This is a genomic window from Micromonospora sp. NPDC005305, from assembly GCF_040607315.1.
Lineage (GTDB): Bacteria > Actinomycetota > Actinomycetes > Mycobacteriales > Micromonosporaceae > Micromonospora.
Genome location: NZ_JBEXGL010000005.1, coordinates 12806 through 30147, shown reverse-complemented (window position 1 = coordinate 30147; position 17342 = coordinate 12806). Strand labels below are relative to the sequence as shown.

The 17342-nt window shown below is 74.5% G+C and carries 7 protein-coding genes; 5 read left to right on the top strand and 2 right to left on the bottom strand.

Annotation, left to right across the window (positions count from 1 at the left end):
• Positions 1–76: 76 nt before the first annotated feature.
• Together ABZS80_RS10385 and ABZS80_RS10380 are read left to right on the top strand one after the other, a co-directional pair.
• Positions 77–652 carry a helix-turn-helix domain-containing protein gene (locus ABZS80_RS10385; RefSeq protein ID WP_355055449.1) on the top strand — a complete coding sequence of 192 codons (576 nt, stop codon included), beginning with the start codon at positions 77–79 and terminating at the stop codon, positions 650–652.
• Entirely contained in the window at positions 649–1926 is a 1278-nt protein-coding gene (locus ABZS80_RS10380) for an MFS transporter (RefSeq protein ID WP_355055448.1), read from the top strand. Before ABZS80_RS10385 ends, ABZS80_RS10380 begins: the two co-directional genes overlap by 4 nt.
• 51 nt (positions 1927–1977) lie before the next feature.
• Here ABZS80_RS10380 and ABZS80_RS10375 read toward each other — a convergent pair whose 3' ends face one another.
• Positions 1978–4623, bottom strand: coding sequence for a glycoside hydrolase family 3 N-terminal domain-containing protein (locus ABZS80_RS10375; protein WP_355055447.1), 2646 nt, complete (start codon positions 4621–4623; stop codon positions 1978–1980).
• Between the two features lie 223 nt (positions 4624–4846).
• Between ABZS80_RS10375 and ABZS80_RS10370 the strand changes: the two genes are divergently transcribed.
• From ABZS80_RS10370 to ABZS80_RS10360, 3 genes are all read left to right on the top strand, one after another.
• Positions 4847–6091, top strand: coding sequence for a family 16 glycosylhydrolase (locus ABZS80_RS10370; RefSeq protein ID WP_355055446.1), 1245 nt, complete (start codon positions 4847–4849; stop codon positions 6089–6091).
• Between the two features lie 159 nt (positions 6092–6250).
• Complete coding sequence (locus ABZS80_RS10365) at positions 6251–6757, top strand: GNAT family N-acetyltransferase (protein WP_355055445.1); 507 nt, start codon at positions 6251–6253, stop codon at positions 6755–6757.
• Between the two features lie 16 nt (positions 6758–6773).
• A complete protein-coding gene (locus ABZS80_RS10360) occupies positions 6774–7616 on the top strand; it encodes a PhzF family phenazine biosynthesis isomerase (RefSeq protein WP_355055444.1) in 843 nt (280 codons plus the stop codon).
• 53 nt (positions 7617–7669) lie between these two features.
• On the opposite strand, the gene ABZS80_RS10355 is transcribed toward ABZS80_RS10360, so the two are convergent.
• Complete coding sequence (locus ABZS80_RS10355) at positions 7670–17335, bottom strand: hypothetical protein (protein ID WP_355055443.1); 9666 nt, start codon at positions 17333–17335, stop codon at positions 7670–7672.
• Positions 17336–17342 lie beyond the last annotated feature (7 nt).

The window sequence follows — 17342 nt, the reverse complement described above, 5'->3', positions numbered from 1 at the left end:
CCACCGCCGGCCGTGTGGCCGGGTCCGAACACAAGGCTTCTTGTACATCGGTCGTTGTAGGTCTAGCGTGGGCGGCATGGCGGACGAGCCGAACACCCTGCACCTCACCGATCCAAAGGCCATGCGGGCACTGGCCCACGAGACCCGGATCCGGCTCCTCGGCGAGCTGCGCATCCGCGGCCCGCAGACCGTGGGCATGCTCAGCGACGTCACCGGCGAGGCGGTCGGCTCGGTCAGCTACCACCTGGGCAAGCTGGCCGAGCACGGCTTCGTCGTGGAGGCGCCCGAGCTGGCCCGCAACCGCCGGGAGCGGTGGTGGCGGGCCGCGCACGCGCGCACCAACTGGGAGCCGGCGGAGCTGCTCGACGACCCGGAGCGGAGGCTCGCCTCCGACCTGCTGCGCCGGGCCTTCCTCCAGCGCTACGTGGCCCGGTTCGAGGCGTACCTCGACGCCGAGGCGTCCCTCGACCCGGCCTGGGTCCGGGGCACCACCAGCAGCGACAGCTTCCTCCATCTCACCCCCGACGAGCTCGTGGAGCTGCGGCGGGAGCTGTCCGAGCTGGGCAAGCGCTGGCAGGCCCGCAGCAACCCCGACCGGCCGGACGCGCGCACCGTCACGCTGATCTGGCAGGCCTACCGGGGGCCGCAGTGAGCCGCCGGTGGGCGCCCCTGGCCGGGCTGCTGACCGCGCACACGGTCTCGCTCACGGGCAACATGCTCACGCTGATCGCGCTGCCGCTCTACGTCCTCGCCGAGACGGGCTCCCCCGCCGCCACCGGGCTGGCCGGCGCGTTCGCCACGGCCCCCGTGGTGCTCGGCGGGGCCTTCGGCGGCGTCCTCGTCGACCGGATCGGCTACCGCCGGGCCAGCATGCTGGCCGACCTGGTCTCCGGCGTGACCGTCGCCGCCGTGCCGCTGCTGCACGCCACGGTGGGGCTGCCCTTCCCGGCCCTGCTCGGGCTGGTGTTCGTCAGCGGCCTGCTCGACACCCCGGGCCAGACCGCCCGCACCGCGCTGCTGCCGGAGGCGGCGGCTGCCGCGGGGGTGCCCATCGAGCGGGCGATCGGCTGGTTCGGTGCCACCGAGCGCGGCGCCCGCCTGATCGGGGCGCCGGTTGCCGGCCTGCTGGTCACCGCGCTCGGCGCGTTGCCGGTGCTGGCCGTCGACGCGGCCACGTTCGCCGTCTCGGCACTGGTGGTGGCGGTGCTGGTGCCGGCAAGCCTGCGGCCGTCCACCGACCACGACACCCCCTCGGCCGGCTACTGGCGGGACTTCGCCGCCGGGCTGCGCTTCCTGGTCCGCGAGCCGCTGCTGCGCGCCATGGTGCTGCTCGTGCTGGTCACCAACCTCTTCGACGCCACCAAGAGCAACGTGCTCATGCCGATCGTCGCCACCCGGGACCTCGGCGGGGCGGCCGCGTTCGGCCTGCTGGTCGGCGCCATGGGCGGCGGCGCGCTGGTCGGTTCGCTGATCTTCAGCGCCGTCGGGCACCGGCTGCCCCGCCGCGCCACCTTCGTCACGGCCTTCGCCGTCTGCGGCGCTCCGCCCTTCTGGGCGCTCGCCGCCGCCCCGCCGCTGCCGGTGGTCGCCGCGGTCTGCGTGGTGTCCGGCCTCGCCGCCGGCGCGATCAACCCGCTCATCGGCGCGGTCGAGCTGGAGCGGATCCCGGCGACCATGCGGGCCCGGGTGTACGGGGTGATCGGCGCGGGCGCCTGGGCCGCCATGCCGGTGGGCGCGCTCGGCGCCGGGCTGGCCGCCGACCGCATCGGCACCACCACGACACTTGTCGCCATCGGCGCCGGCTACCTGCTGGTGGTGCTCACCCCGCTGCTCGGCGGCCCGTGGCGGGAGCTGCGCCGGCCGGTGGCGGCGGAGCCGGCCCGCCCCGACCGCGCCCCGGTGCACGCACCCGCCACAACGGAGTGACGACCGGCCGGTCGGCCTCCCCGGGTGACCCGGGGAGGCCGACCGGGCCGGTCAGACGGCGACCCGGGCCAGCAGGGTGAACGCCCGGACCGGGTCGCCGGTGAGCTGGGCGTGGTCGGCGTCCGCGATCAGCGCCGCCCAGTTGTCCGGCGCGCTCCCCCGCACCACGGCCGCCTGCGCGGCGTCCCGGGCCACCCCGAGGATGGCCTCGACCAGCGCGCCGTCCCGGTGGTCGGCGCCGAGCTGCCGCCCGAGCCGGTCGAGCACGCGGGGAGCGTCGCGCAGCGAGCCGTCGGCGTGCCAGCCGGCCGGCGCGAGGGCCGCCCGCACCTGCGGCCGGTCGGCGGCGACGGCGGCCAGCCCGTCCCGCCCCGGGACGGTCCGCAGGCCCCAGCCGAACGGGAACAGCGGCCGGTAGTTGGTGTCGCCGACGTTGACCGGCACCTGCGCCTCGTCCCGCGGCCAGCTCACCGGCAGCCGGCCGGTGAACGGGCGGCGGCCGAACAGCACGTCGGCCACCCCGGCGCCCTCACTGCCCGGCAGCCACGACGCCACCAGGGCGTCGATCTCGCCGAGCTGGTCGGTGAGCACCTGGGGCCGGCCGGACACCACCAGCACCACGCAGGTGGGCAGCGCCGTGCAGACCTTGTCGACGACCGCGCGGTCGGCGGGCTGGAGCCGGAGCCACTTCTCCTCCTGCTGCGGCACGCTGCACCAGCCGCACTCCGGGCCGCCGACGTCGCCGTAGCCCTCCGCGTACGGGGTCTCGCCGACCACCACGACACCGACCTGGGCGCCGTCGGTGGGTGCCGAGGCGTCGGCGCTGTAGGTGACGCGGGCTCCCGGCGCGACCTGACGGATCCCGTCCAGGATGGACGTGCCGGGTACGGCGTCGGCGCCGGAGACGCCCTGCCAGGTGACCGTCCACCCGCCGGCCTGGTTACCGAGGTCGTCGGCGTTGCGCCCGGCCACGTAGAGCTTCGCGTCCCGGCGCAGCGGCAGGGCCCGCCCGCTGTTCTTCAGCAGCACCTGGGACTTGGCCACGGCCTCCCGGCCCACCGCCCGGTGTGCCGCGCTGCCGACCTGGTCCACGTCGGCCGCCGACGCGTACGGGTGCTCGAAGAGGCCCAGCTCGAACTTCTTCGTGAGGATCCGCCGGACCGCGTCGTCGATCCGGGCCGTGGGCACCCGGCCGGCGGTCACCTCGGCGAGGAGCAGCTGCTCGAACTGCTCGGCGTTGTACGGCTCCATGAACATGTCCGTTCCGGCGTTGACCCCGACCCGGACCTTGTACGCGGTCAGCCCCGCGGTCGTCGGCTCGGCGGGGTCGGGGATCTGGTGGATGCCCTCCCAGTCGGAGACCAGGAACCCGTCGAAGCCCAGCCGGCCCTTGAGCACGTCGGTGATCAGCTCGCGGTGGGCGTGCATCTTGGTCGGGTTGCCGAGCCCGTCCTCGGTCCAGTCCACGCTGGAGAAGGAGGGCATGACGCTGCCCACCTTGTGGGTCCGCACGGCCGGCAGGTACGGGGACAGGTCGACGCGGGCGAAGCGCGCCCGGTCGGTGACGGTCACCCCCTGGTCGATCGGGTACTTCTGCTCCCACCAGGGCTTGCCCTCGTTGGCGGCGGCGACCGCCTCGTCGTAGTCGGTGTCGCCGTCGCCCGCGTAGTGCTTCGCCGTGGCGAGCACCCGGTCGGTGTCGTCGAGCCGGCCGGGCCGGCCCTGCAGGCCGTCGATGACGGTCTCCATCGACACCACCAGCGCCGGGTCCTCGCCGAAGCTCTCGTAGCTGCGGCCCCAGCGCTCGTCGCGGGACACGCAGAGGCAGGGCGCGAAGTTCCACGGGATGCCGGTGGCGCGTACCTCGGCGGCGGTGGCGTGGCCGACCCGCTCGACCAGCTTCGGGTCGCGCGTGGCGCCGAGCCCGACGTTGTGCGGGAAGACGGTGGCGCCGACGACGTTGCCGTGGCCGTGCACGGCGTCGATGCCGTAGATCAGCGGGATCTGGAGGCGGGTGCTCAGCGCCTGCGCCTGGAGTCCGTTGACCATCTCGACCCAGGCGGCCGGGGTGTTGCTGGCGGGGGTCGAGCCGCCGCCGGAGAGCACCGACCCGAGCTGCCAGCGGGCGACGGCGGCCGGGTCGTCGGCGACGGCGGCCCGCTCGGCCTGGGTCATCTGGCCGATCTTCTCGGCGAGCGTCATCCGGCCCAGCAGGTCGGCGACCCGCCGCCGCACCGGCAGCCGCCGGTCGAGGTACGGCAGGCCGTGCGCGTCGACCACCACGGTGGGCGGGGCCGCGACGGTGGCCCCGTCGGCGGCGAGGGTCAGCGGCACCGTCTCGGCGGTCTCCGCCGCGCCGTCGGCGCGCACGGCGACCGTGACCGAGCGGACGGCGCCGGACGGGCTGCCCGCCGGGAAGGTGAGCGTGCCGGAGTCGGCGGTGTAGTCGGCGCCGGGGGTGGCGGTGCCCGCGCCGGTGGCCCAGCGCACGGTGACCGCCGCGGCCAGGGGGCGTCCGTCGGAGGTGGACACCGCGAGGTCCACCGGCACGCGCGTTCCCTCCGCCGCCGCATAGACCGGGCGGCCGGCGGTGACGGTGACCGTGCCGGCGTCGGCGGCCGCCGCGGGCGGGGCCGGCAGCAGGGCCAGCACCAGGACGCCGGCCGCGCCGAGCGCGGCCTGTCTGGGCAGTCTCATCTCGCGCCTCCACACGGGACCGGTCGCCCGGTGCCCCGTCGGCCCGGTCCGCCCAAGTCCCCGGTTCCGGATCCTCCCGAACCGCATCGCATCACGTCAATGTTTCCGGCCGGTTCCGGAACCGGCCGCACCGGTTCAGGGAGCGCTCTCTTGACAGGTCCGAAGTTCATTCATAGCTTCATCGAAGTCTATCTCTATGGTTTGTTCACTGAAGGGAGGCACCGTGCGCAGCATCCGTACCATCGCCGCCGTGGCCCTCGCAGCCGTAGGCCTCACGGCCGCGCTCACCACCGTCACCGGCACCCCCGCCGTGGCCGCGCCCGGCGCGGTGACCTGGTCCGACGACTTCAACGGCGCCGCCGGGACGCCGCCGGACGCCAGCCGATGGCGGTACGACATCGGCGGCAGCGGCTGGGGCAACAACGAGCTGCAGTACTACACCAACAGCACCCGCAACGCCGCCCTCGACGGCAACGGCAACCTGGTCATCACCGCCCGCCGGGAGAACCCGTCCGGCTTCTCCTGCTGGTACGGGAGCTGCCAGTACACCTCGGCCCGGCTGCTGACCAACGGCACGTTCGCCCAGGCCTACGGCCGCTTCGAGGCGCGCATCAAGATCCCGCGCGGGCAGGGGATCTGGCCGGCGTTCTGGATGCTCGGCAACGACATCGGCACCAACCCGTGGCCCAACAGCGGCGAGATCGACATCATGGAGAACATCGGCCGCGAACCGTCCACGGTGCACGGCAGCCTGCACGGGCCGGGCTACTACGGCGGCAACCCGCTGACCGGGCAGACGTCGCTCCCCGGCGGCCAGGCGCTCGCCGACGCCTTCCACACCTACACGGTCGACTGGGCGCCCGACTCGATCACCTGGTACCTGGACGGCGTGCAGTACTCCCGCAAGACCCCGGCCGACGCGGGCGGCAACCGGTGGGTCTTCGACCACCCGTTCTTCATGATCATGAACGTCGCGGTCGGCGGCAACTGGCCCGGCTCGCCGGACGGCAGCACCACCTTCCCGCAGACCATGACGATCGACTACGTCCGGGTGCAGGCCTGGGACAACGGCGGCGGCGGAGGCGGCGGCACCGGCGGCCAGATCGTCGGCGTCGGCAACAAGTGCGTGGACGTGGCCGGCGCCAACCCCGCCAACGGCACCGCCGTCCAGCTCTGGACCTGCAACGGCACCGCCGCCCAGCGCTGGACCTGGAACGCCGACGGCTCCGTCCGCGCCCTGGGCAAGTGCCTCGACGTCAGCGGCGGGTCGACCGCCAACGGCGCGAAGGTGCAGCTCTGGGACTGCAACGGCAGCGGCGCCCAGCGGTGGACCTTGCGCGCCAGCGGCGACATCGTGAACCCGCAGGCCAACAAATGCCTGGACGCCACGGGCGCTAGCTCCGCCGACGGCACCCGCCTGCAGATCTGGGACTGCACCGGCGGCGCGAACCAGAAGTGGCGCCGCTGACGACCCCGGAGTGTTGATCATGAAGTTGGCGCCCCTGGACCGCGTTCTCCACGGGCGCCAACTTCACGATCGACGGATCGGGGGGCGGCAGCCGGGTTCGGGGCGCGGGTACCGTGAGGGCCCGTTGTCGGTGTGGAGTGGGTCTGGGGTGGTGCGGGCATGACGCCGGTCGTGGTGGATTCCATCGACACCGATCGGCTGGTGCTGGTGCCGCTGGCCGTCGCGCATGCCAAGGAGATGGCGGTCGTGCTGGGCGACCCGGCGTTGCACACCTTCATCGGTGGCGCCCCGGCCGACGCGCCGGCCCTGCGCGCCCGCTACGAACGCCTCGTCGCCGGCTCGCCCGACCCCGCCGTCACCTGGTGCAACTGGGTGATCCGGCTCCGCGACGACGCGTGCCTGGTGGGCACCGTCCAGGCAACCGTCACCGAGCGCGTCGCCGAGATCGCCTGGGTGGTGGGCACACCCTGGCAGGGGCGGGGCATCGCCGGCGAGGCGGCCCGGGGGCTGGTGGCCTGGCTCGGGAGGCAGGGGGTGCGCACGGTCATCGCCCACATCCACCCAGACCACCGGGCCTCCGCCGCCGTCGCCACCGCCGCCGGCCTGGCACCCACCGACGTCCGGCACGAGGGCGAGATCCGGTGGGCGGGGCCCGCCGGGCGCTGACGCGTACGGTGGCGCCATGACGCAGGTCCTGCGGTACGCCGCCTTCACCACCGACCCGGCGGCGGGCAACCCCGCCGGCGTGGTCCTCGACGCGGGCGCCCTCACCGGCCCGGAGATGCAGGCCATCGCCGCCGACGTCGGATACTCCGAGACGGCGTTCCTCACCGCCGCCGGCCCCGGCGAGTTCGACGTCCGCTACTTCAGCCCACAGGCCGAGGTGCCGTTCTGCGGCCACGCGACCATCGCCTCCGCCGTGGCCGTCGCCGAGCGCGCCGGCACCGGCGACCTGGTCTTCCGCACCCCGGCCGGCGTGGTTCCGGTCGCCACCGCCCGGGACGCCGACGGGCGGCCCACCGCGACGCTGACCAGCGTGGCCCCCTCCGACGCTCCGGCGGCGCCGGACGACCTCGCCGAGGCGCTCGCCGCCCTGGGCTGGGCCGCGGCCGACCTCGACCCGTCGCTGCCGCCCCGCGTCGCGTACGCCGGGGCGCACCACCTGATCCTGGGGGCGGCGACCCGCGAGCGGCTGGCCGCGCTCGACTACGACTTCGACCGGCTGCGCGACCTGATGCTGCGGCGGGACTGGACCACCGTGGCGCTGGTGTGGCGCGCCGCCGGCACGCGGTTCGACGTCCGCAATCCCTTCCCGGTCGGCGGCGTCGTCGAGGACCCGGCCACCGGGGCGGCGGCCGCCGCGCTGGGCGGCTACCTGCGTACCCGTGGTCTGGTCCGGCCGCCGACCACGCTGCACCTGCACCAGGGGGTGGACCTGGGCCGGCCGGGCCTGCTGGTGGTCGACGTGCCGGCGACCGGCGGCATCCGGGTGACCGGCAACGCCGTGGTCATGCCCGGGAGCTGACCGACGCCGGGGCCCGGCTCCCCCGAAGGAGAGCCGGGCCCCGGACGCGTCGCTCAGTCGGTGCAGGACGGTGTGTCGAAGTGCCCCGGCGTGCCGGGGAACGCCGGACCGGCCCCGTGGTCCCGGTTGTCCCGCGGGTAGGTCAGGGCCAGCTCCAGGAACGCCGACGTGCCGGCCGTGGTCACGTCGCTCGCGCCGCGACCGGCGCCGGTCGCCCAGGCCACCTGCCCGAGGAAGTTCTGCATGGCCGGGCTGTGCTGGCGGACGTCGTTGAACCCGCCGTACGCCGAGTTGCAGTGGGTGAACAGGTTGTAGGCGCCGTTCCAGTCGAGCAGCCGGTCGCCGTTGTTCGGCCCGTTCTGCGTCACGTCGCCCTGGAGCACGTCCCGGTCCCAGCCGCCGTAGATCCAGTCGGTGCCGTGGTGGTGCTGGTTGTCGGCGAGGACGTCGTTGTCCAGGTTGGTCGCCTCGAACCAGCGGCACGGGTCGACCGTGCCGGCGGCCAGGTCCACCGGCCAGGCGCCCGCCGCGCAGTTGTCCGGGTAGGAGCCGCGCGGCCGGAAGTCGAGCAGGTCGGACCCGAGCACCGCGGCGACCGCCGGGCCGCCGGTCGCCCCGGCGCCGCCGAACAGGTGGTCGACGTACTGGTCCTGCTGGCCCCGGGCGGCGGCGCTGAACACGCCGTTCACCAGGCACTGCGGGTTCGACGCGTCGAGCACCGGGTCGCAGCCCCGGCCGCCCCAGAGCACGTCCGCGCCCTCTCCGCCGAACACCTCGTCGCCGCCGCTGTCGCCGTTGGCCACGTCGTCGCCGAAGCCGCCGTGGATGTTGTCCGCGCCGGCCCCGCCCCGGATGAGGTCGGCCGCCCCGGCGGTGAGGCCGGCGTGCGGCATGGGCGCCGAGGTGGCGCCGCCGATCCAGGCGTCCCCGTCGGTGTCGTGCAGCAGGTCCACCCGGCGGTCGTAGCCGCCGGCCCGGAACCCGGTGTACGTCTCCTGCGGCACCGACGACAGCGTCACGGTGAAGCCCAGCGCCGCCACGTCGTCGGCGTTGAGGAACTGGTTCACCACGCCGCCCCGGTCACCGAGGATGGCGTCGCGGCCGTCCTCGCCGGAGAGGGTGTCCGCGCCCAGCTCGCCGAAGAGGTCGTCGTCGCCCGCGCCGCCCCGGATCTGGTCGTCGCCGTCCTGACCCCAGGCGCCGTCGTTGCCGGCGTCCCCGTAGAGCTGGTCGTTGCCGTAGGCGCCGGCCGGCTCGCAGGTGGCCTGGGCGGTGGTGCAGAACCGGGTGGACGGGCCGGGCAGCGCCGGGTCGTGCGTCCGGGCCGCCGTGGCGTCGGCCGGCACCGCGCCGGTCGGGTACCGCTCGGTGTAGACCCGCTCCGCCGCCGTGCCGCCCGCTGTGGTCACCGTGCGCAGCAGCGAGCCGTTGTCGCCGAGGAGCACGTCGTCGGCGCCGTTGCCCTCGACCACGTCCCCGGTGTCCCGGAACCCGGCGGCCGCGCTGCCGCCGATCAGGTCGTCCTGCCCGGCGGGTGCGCCGGGCCCGACCAGGTCGGCCGGGGCCGCCGGGTCGCCCGGCCAGCCCGGGTCGGGCAGCGGGGTGACGGTGGTCCGGCCCGCCGCGCCGAGGGCGGTGTCGCCGCGCAGCGCGTCGGCGCCGCCGTTGCCCTCCAGGTAGTCGCCGTCGCCGTCGCCGGTCATGGCCTCGTCGCCGTCCTGTCCCCAGAGGGTGTCGACGCCGTCGCCGCCGCTGATCCGGTCCGCGCCGAACCGGCTGGGGCTGAGCGCCGCCCGGTCCAGCAGCACCACGATCCGTGGGCCGAACGGGTTGCCGTCCGCCCCGAGCCGGACCGTCACGGCCGTGGGCTGCTCGCCGGGCAGCGGGCGGAGCACCGCGCCGTTGTCCCCGATGACCGCGTCGGACCCGGGTCCGCCGAAGACGGCGTCCGCGGTGTCCGGCTGGCCCGTCGTGGTCGCTCCACTTCCGTCGTACGCGGTGCTGGAGCCGCCGACCAGGTCGTCGTCGCCGGCGTCGCCCTCGACCCAGTCGGAGCCGGGGCCACCCTCGGCGAAGTCCGCGCCCGCGTCGGCGTGCAGCCGGTCCGGGCCGCCCTGGCCGAAGATCACGTCGTCGGCGTCGCCACCGGAGATCAGGTCACCGCCGCCGGTGCCGGCCGCCGGGGTGAACCCGAGGTCGAGCAGGGTGACCTTGCGCGCCGGCACGGCGCGGGCCTGGGTGACCCGGGTCGCGTCGGCGGTGGCCGGCGTGAACCGGGCGTTGTCCCCGGCGATCAGGTCGGCGTCGCCGTCGCCGAAGAGCTGGTCCCCGGTGTCCGGGCGGCCGGTGCCGGCGACGGGCTCCTGGGCGGAGCCGCCGACGATCTCGTCCTTGCCGAGGCCACCGTGGACCAGGTCGGCGCCGTTGTTGCCCTCCAACTGGTCGTCCCCGCCGTCACCGTCGACCCGGTCGTTGCCGAGCCCGCCGTAGGCGACGTCACCCTCCGGGCCACCGGAGAGCACGTCCCCGGCGCCGGCCGCCGGCACGTCCCCGGCCAGGTCCAGCGGGTACGGCCCGACGTCGCCGATCCGCGGGGTGCCGTTGTCCCCGACGATCCGGTCGGCGCCCTCCTCGCCGTAGACGAAGTCCCGGCCGTCGGCCACGCCGGCCACCCGTCCGCCGCCGTAGAGCACGTCGTCCTCCGGGCCGCCGAGGACCTGGTCGTCGCCCTCGTCGCCCTCGGCGGTGTCCACACCGGTGCCGCCGTAGAGGCCGTCGTCGCCGGTGTTGCCGAAGAGCAGGTCGATTCCGTCGTCGCCGTGCAGCTGGTCGACGCCCGGACCGCCCCAGGCCCGGTCGGCGCCGCCGCCCAGGTGCAGGGTGTCGTCGCCGAGCTGGCCGCAGGCCCGGTCGTCGCCGCCGCCGAGGTCGCCGCGGTCGTCGCCGCTGCCGGCGGTGACCACCTCGACCCCGGCGCCGCCGAGGATGAGGTCGGCCGAGCCCTGGTCGGTGGGGGCCGGCTGGTCGCCGGCGAGGGTGGCGTCGGCGCAGGTCTCGGCGGTCAGTCGCCGGTCGCCGAAGACGGTCGCCCCGCCGTCGCCGCCGACCACGTGGTCGCTGCCCAGGCCACCGACGAGCAGCTTGGCCTGCGACTGGGTGCCGGCCGGCAGCGGCTGGTGGACGACCTGCCGGGCCGGGCCGTACCCGTCGGTGCCGTCCGGGTCGCCCACGCTGGACGGCTCGGCGATCACGTAGTCCTCGTCCGGGCCGCCGAACAGCTCGTCGGTGCCGTAGCCGCCGACCAGCACGTCGTCGCCGCCGTAGCCGTACACGTGGCCCGTCTGGCCGTTGGCCGAGTGGGACACGACCAGGTCGGCGCCGGCGCTGCCGTGCACGGTGTCCTGGCCGGAGCCGGTGTCGACCCGGTTGGTCAGCCCGGCGTCGCCGCTGCCGGCCGCGTCCGGGTCGGCCGGGACGGTGCTGCCGGCGGTGTGGATGGTGTCGTCGGCCTTGCCGCCGTTGAGGATGTCCGCGCCGGGGCCGCCGATGATCAGGTTCGTCCCGTTCGGCCGGTCGTCGAGGACCACGCCCACGACGTCGTCGCCGCCGTTGCCGTAGACCCTGCTGGCGCCGTGCCCGACGGTGACGTGGTCGTCCGCGCCAGCGGTCTCCTCGGTCGGGTCCTTGAGCCTGGTCCAGTCGACCAGACCGGTGAGGCTCTTGTCCCCGACCGAGGTGTGCACGGTGGTCGTGCCGGGCCGGTCCACGGCGCCGAGGTCGCTGTCGCCGGCCACCACGTCGTTGCCGTCGCCGGTGGTGACGGTGTCCCGGCCGGCGCCGCCGGCCACCCGGCTGACCTGGCCGGCCGCCTCGGCGGTGACGATCACGTCGTCGCCGCCGCGGCCGTCCACCCAGGCCGGGCCGGTGCCGGTCCGGATCTGGTCCCGGCCGTCGGAGCCGAGGACGATGGCCGCCTTGTCGAACGCGGAGGTCTTCGTGCCGTCGCCGCCGGTGTCACCGTCGCCGAGCAGCAGCACCGACAGGGAGACCTTGTCCGCGTCGGCCACCTGGTAACCCCGTCCGTCGACGACCACCCGCGTCAGGTTCGGGTCGAGGAACTCCTGCTTGCGCCCGAGCGCCTCCACCGCGAAGCCGTCGAAGTCGGCGTCGCCGTCGGCGAAGTGCACGGCGTACACCTTCACCACGTCACCGGAATAGGTGCCGGCGCCGTTGTCCCACGCCTTGTCCCCGCGCTGGTCCTTCGTGCCGAACTTGCCGGCGAAGACGACCAGCGTGTCCCCGACCGTGCCGCCCAGCTCGGGTGGCTTCGGTGTGCAGTCGGGTTGCGCGCGGAAGTCGAGCAGGGTGGCGTCGACCAGCGTGAAGTCGAAGGTCTTGGAGAACAGGAACAGGTCGATGGTGATGTAGACCTTGAGGAACACCGAGAGCTGCCCGCTGGTGGTGAAGAGGCAGACCGGGTTCACGAGCAGCGCCTGGAGGAACTCGCTGGTGCGGAACTTCCCGTCGTTGTTCGGGTCGTTCCAGCTGAACCCGACGGTCAGCCGGATGCCGCCCTCGATGCCCGCCTTGACGATGAGCACGCTGACCTCGGCCCCCGCGGCGATCTCGCCGCGCAGGGTGACCACCGGGACGGCCTTGCCGGTGCTGTCGGCGGTCTTGAAGTAGAGGCCGTCGAGGAGGCTGACCGCGTCGAGGTCGGTGCCGTCGGTGGCGGCCTCCACGGCGTGCCGGATGCCCGCGGTGTCCAGCCCGGCGATGAACCGGGCGGTCACCGAGGCGCTGCCGGAGAGGGTGACCAGCACCGGCGGCGGGGCGTAGACCGGGCCGAAGGACTGCCGCCAGCTGAACCCGAGCGACAGCGGACCGGAGTCGAAGCTGACCAGCTCGACGTCCTGCCCCATGAGCAGCCCGAACAGCGAGCCGGGGTTGTCGAAGATCGGGAAGCTGAAGCCGGTCTTCTGGGCGTTGGACTTCCCGTCGGCGCCCGCCGCGAACAGCTTCTCGCCGTCGTCCCCGGCGGCGGTGTCCACCGCGGACTTCACCTCGTTGGCGGTCTTCGCGCTGGTGAACGGGTCGTCCCGCTTGATCAGGCTCTCCGCCGACGCCGGCGAGGCCTCGGTGGTGAGCGCCTTGGCCGGGTCGACCAGGAACTGGCCGAGCGGGATCGAGCAGCCGGCGTCGCAGTCGGGTATCCGGTTCACAAAGGTGATCACCGCGCGGACGGTGTCGACGAAGTCGAGCTTCGGGCCGCCGGTGAGGGTGCTGAACGTCTTGGCGAGCCAGACCAGGGTGACGTCCGGTCCGCCGGTGGCCTTCGACAGGTCCGACAGCACCGGGATGGGCGCGTACAGGGTGTCGATGACCGGCTGGAGCGGGCCGGTGACCGCCTTGAGCTTCTCCACCACCGGCTTGAGGATCTTGCTGAAGAAGGCGCCGGCGTCCAGCGCGATGTCGGTGAACGTCACCTGGAGCGGGGTGGTGACCCCGCCGCCGGTGGCGCTCAGCCCGCCCTGCTTGTGCTCCAGGCCCCACCTCAGGCCGAACCGGGCGCTGACGCCGGGCAACGCGGAGCCCACCTCGTCGCCGGTGTTGACCGCCGCCGCCAGCTTCCAGTCGATGTTCACCTGGGCGGTGAGGTCGGTGGCGAGCAGGGAGCCCAGGTCGGCGAACTCGGCGAGCGTGAGCTTCGCGTCCGGGTCGGCCGCGCAGTCCGCGGCCACGGCCGGGTCGAAGCAGCTCTTCTCCCCCGCCGAGCCCTTCAGGTCGACCCCGAAGTACGCCCGCACCAGCGGCGTGGTGCCCTGCTTGGTGGCGTTCACCTGGATGAAGGCGAGCTGGGCGGCCAGGTCGCCGGTCATGTCGAAGGCGGCGCCGATCTGCACCTCGGGCGCGGTGTCCCCGTCGTGGGTGGGGACGTAGAAGCCCTCGTCCCGGTCGAGGACCAGGTCCAGGTGCAGCTTCCAGCCCAGCTTGGCCTGGATACCGTCGGGGGCGCCCTTCTTCGCCTTCAGCGACAGGCCGGGGATGCCCAGGTCGAGCGGGACGTTGGCGCCCAGGCAGGTGTCGCTGTCGCTCGCGTTCGTGCAGCCGTCCGCGGCCGAGGGCGCGCCCCGCGAGGCGGTCAGCTTGATCCGGATGGACTGGAAGTCCTCCGGCTGGCAGGGGGTGGCCACCCCGCTGCGGCAGCCGACCACCGCGCTCACGCCGGGGTCGAGGTCGGCCAGCACGTCGTTGAGCCCGCTCTGCACACCGGCGCTGTCCAGCGTGGCGTTCGCCAGCACCGGGCCGATGGCGGCCTTGACGTCCGCGCGCAGCTTGGCCACGAACTTCTGGCCCTGTTGCAGGTCGTCGCCGACCAGGGGCAGCTTCCCGTCGAAGCTGGCCAGCCGGAGCGCGTCCTCCACCTTGGCCAGGTAGCCGTCGATGCCCACGTTGAAGTCGGTGAGCTTGAGCGACAGGTTGGCGAAGCAGGAGGTGAGGTCCGGGGTCTGCGCGTGCGGCGCGAGGTCCAGGCCCATGGTGAAGGTGAGCAGGTTGGTGGCGTCTGCGGGTTCGCAGTTGTCGACGAACAGCGGCGCGCGGGCGCAGATCGGCGTGGTCGCGCTGCCGATCCCGCCGCCGCAGTCCACGCCGGCGGTGGTGAACGTCGGGGTCAGGCCGAGCAGGTCGGTGACCGGCCCGTCGGCCGCGAGCCCGCCCAGGCCCACGCTGAGGTCGGCCTTGACGCTGGCGAAGTCGGGGTCCTTGCCGAGGTCGAGGGCGAGCGGACCGACCCGGGCGGCCAGCGCCGCGTCGTCCACCCCGCCCTTCACCGTCACCTTGGCGGAGGAGCTCTTGTCGAGCAGGGGCGCCGCGTTGAGCTTCAGCGGCAGCAGCAGGCCGAGCTGCGCGCGGGCGTCGACGTCGAGGGCGAAGGTGCCCGAGCTGTCGAGGCTGACCAGGTCGCGGGCACCGTCCCAGGCGAAGGCGAGCGGCCCGGCCGTGCGGACGTTGCGCTTCCAGTCCAGGCCGACCCGCAGGTACGGGCCGCCGGCCCGCTCGTCGAGCGTGAACTGGATCCCGCTGTCCGCGCCGATCGCCTTGTTGAGCTGGTCGAGGGCGTCCTGGAGGGTGTCCGGGGGCGCGGCGAGCAGCTTGTCCAGCGCGTCGGCCAGCTCGGGCCGCAGCGCGTACGCCGTGCCGTTCTCCGGCTTCGGCGTGCCGGCCGCGTCGACCCGCAGGGTCTCGCCGTCCACCCGGTCCAGCACCCGGTACGCCTTGCTGCCGATCACCAGGGTGCGCCCGGCCAGCCGCGGGTCGAAGGCCGCGTCCCCGCTGCGGTTGGCGTCCTTGAGCAGGAGGTTCGCCCCGTCGGCGGTGAACGTGACGCCCTTGCCGGCGCCGCTCTCGTCCACGCCGAGCAGTTCCCGGGCCGAGCGGCCGAGCAGCGGGATCTGGGTGTTCAGCGGTCCGCTGCCGCCACCGGGCTCGGTGAGCGCGGCGTTGACCAGCCGCAGCGCCTCGACCACGACCGCGAAGAGGGCCTTCGGGTCGTCCGGGTTGAAGTCGACGGCGAGGATCCCGTCGAGGCTGCTGGTGTCCACCACCGGCTGCTCGCCGGCCTTCCAGCTGACGTCCACGCCGACGCCCTGGCCGAGGGCGCCCGTGGCGCCCGGCACGCTGACCGTGACCCGGCCGGTGGTCTTCACCGAGGAGGAGACGGCGAGCAGGTTGCCCGGCTCGGACTGCAACCGGCGGAACAGCTCGCCGAGGCTGACGTCCTGCGCCTGCTTGAAGCTGACCTGGAGCATCCGCTGCCCGCTCGCGGCCGGGCCGACGGTGAGGTCACCGCCGAGCTTGACCTTGAGGAAGCCGGCGGTGGCGAAGAAGTCGACCCCGGTGGCGATCGGGAAGTCGGCGGCGAACAGCGGCGTGGCGGGGTCGGTGCGCAGCAGCACCCGGTCCGCGTTGGCCTCCGGGCTGCCGAGGTCGTCGCGCAGGTCGAGGACGAGGGTGACCGCCGCGCTGTAGCGGGGCTTCACGGTGGCGAAGCTGGCCTGGGCGTTGGCGGCCCGGAGGCCGACCTTCTTGTCGCCGCCGGCCGGCTTGGTGAGCGTGCCGGCGAGCTCGACCGCGCCGATGTTGGGGCTGGAGCCGCTGATCACCCAGACGCTGTCCGGGCCGGGCTGGCCGCCGATCCAGTTCTCGGCCAGGGTGACCGTGGTGGCGGTGTTGGCCGCGATGGTGCCGGCCGAGGTGCCCGCCACGACCCGCTGGCCGACCAGCTCGCCGGGGGTGAAGCGGTTGCTGTCGACGCTGAAGCCCTTGGCCGTGAAGGTGGCGCCGCGGCCGGAGACCGAGGCGGCGCCGGGATCCAGCGGCACCGCCACCGTGGACTCCCGCTCCAGCTTCACCCGGAAGACCAGCTTCTCTCCGGCGAAGGACAGGTTGTCGACCGGCAGCCCCTCGGCGGCGAGCAGCGCCACGAGCTGCTGGATCGAGCTGAACTTCGGCTGGCCGGCCTTGGCCGGGTCGTCGGTGGCCGGGTCGAACCCCGGGTCGTCCGGCTTGGGGTGCACGTACTTCGTGAGGAACCCCGTGAGCTTCTCGTTGACCTTCACGGCGTCGGCGAAGGTGCCGCGCAGGAAGGGCAGGCTCAGGTTGCCGGCCGGCCCGCTCTGCTGCACGCCGCCGAGCAGGGTGGCGAGCTGGGCCAGCCCGGAGGCCAGGTCCAGCGGGCTCATGTTCCGGAACTTGGCGATGGTCTCGTCGAGCCCGGTGGTGGTGACGGTCGGGCTGCCCACGCTGATGTCGTTCCAGTCGACCTTCACGGTGGCGGCGACGGCGGGCAGGTCGAACGGGGCGCCGGCGGTGGCCGCGCCGAGGTTCACCTGGCCGTGCACGGAGCCGGGGCCGGGCTCGCTCTCGGTGTCGGAGATCCGGCCGCCGCCGGAGTTGTCCAGGGCGACCTGGACGAGCCCGCCGAGGGAGCCGGCCGCGCCCAGCTCACCGGTCCCGGCGCCGGCGCCGGTGTCGAAGGCGAGCCGGCCGTCGCCGTTGGGGTCGGTCACGCTGACCTTGACATGGGTACGCGCCGCGAGGGTGCTGCCGGCGGTGAGCGTGACGCCGAGGATGCCGACCGAGGCGGTGGCCTGGTCCAGGTCGGCGCGGAGGGTCGCCGCGGCGTCGACGTCGAGGCGCGGGGTGTCCCCGTCGCGGACCAGGTAGGTCTCCCCCGCGGCGGTGTGCCGGGCCCGCAGGTGCAGGGTCGCCCAGCCGGTGACGTCGACCGCCTTGGCGACCGTCACCCCGCCGACCGCCAGGTCCTTCGCGGTGACCTGCCGCTTGGTGGTCACCAGCACGTCGAGCAGGTGGTCGCCGCCGCTGGTGGTGACCGTGCTGGTCAACCGGGTCCCGCCGCCGAGGTCCACATCGTCCCTGGTCAGGTCGTCAGCCAGGGCGTCGGACGCCGTGCGGGCGAGCTTGTCGGTGTCCACGAGCGCGCCCGGGCTCACGCCGAGCAGCGGCAACGGCTGGCCGAGCAGGCCGACCCGGGACAGGCCGCCCTCGGCCCAGGTGGCCGTGCGGGACATCAGGGTCTTGAGCGCGCTTTCCCACGCCTCGTCCGCGTGGGCCGGCGCCGCCGTCCACACGAGGGCGAGCGCCGCGGTCACCACCGCCGCGGTCAGGCCGGCGAGCAGCCGCCGTAGAGCCACCATGAGCCAC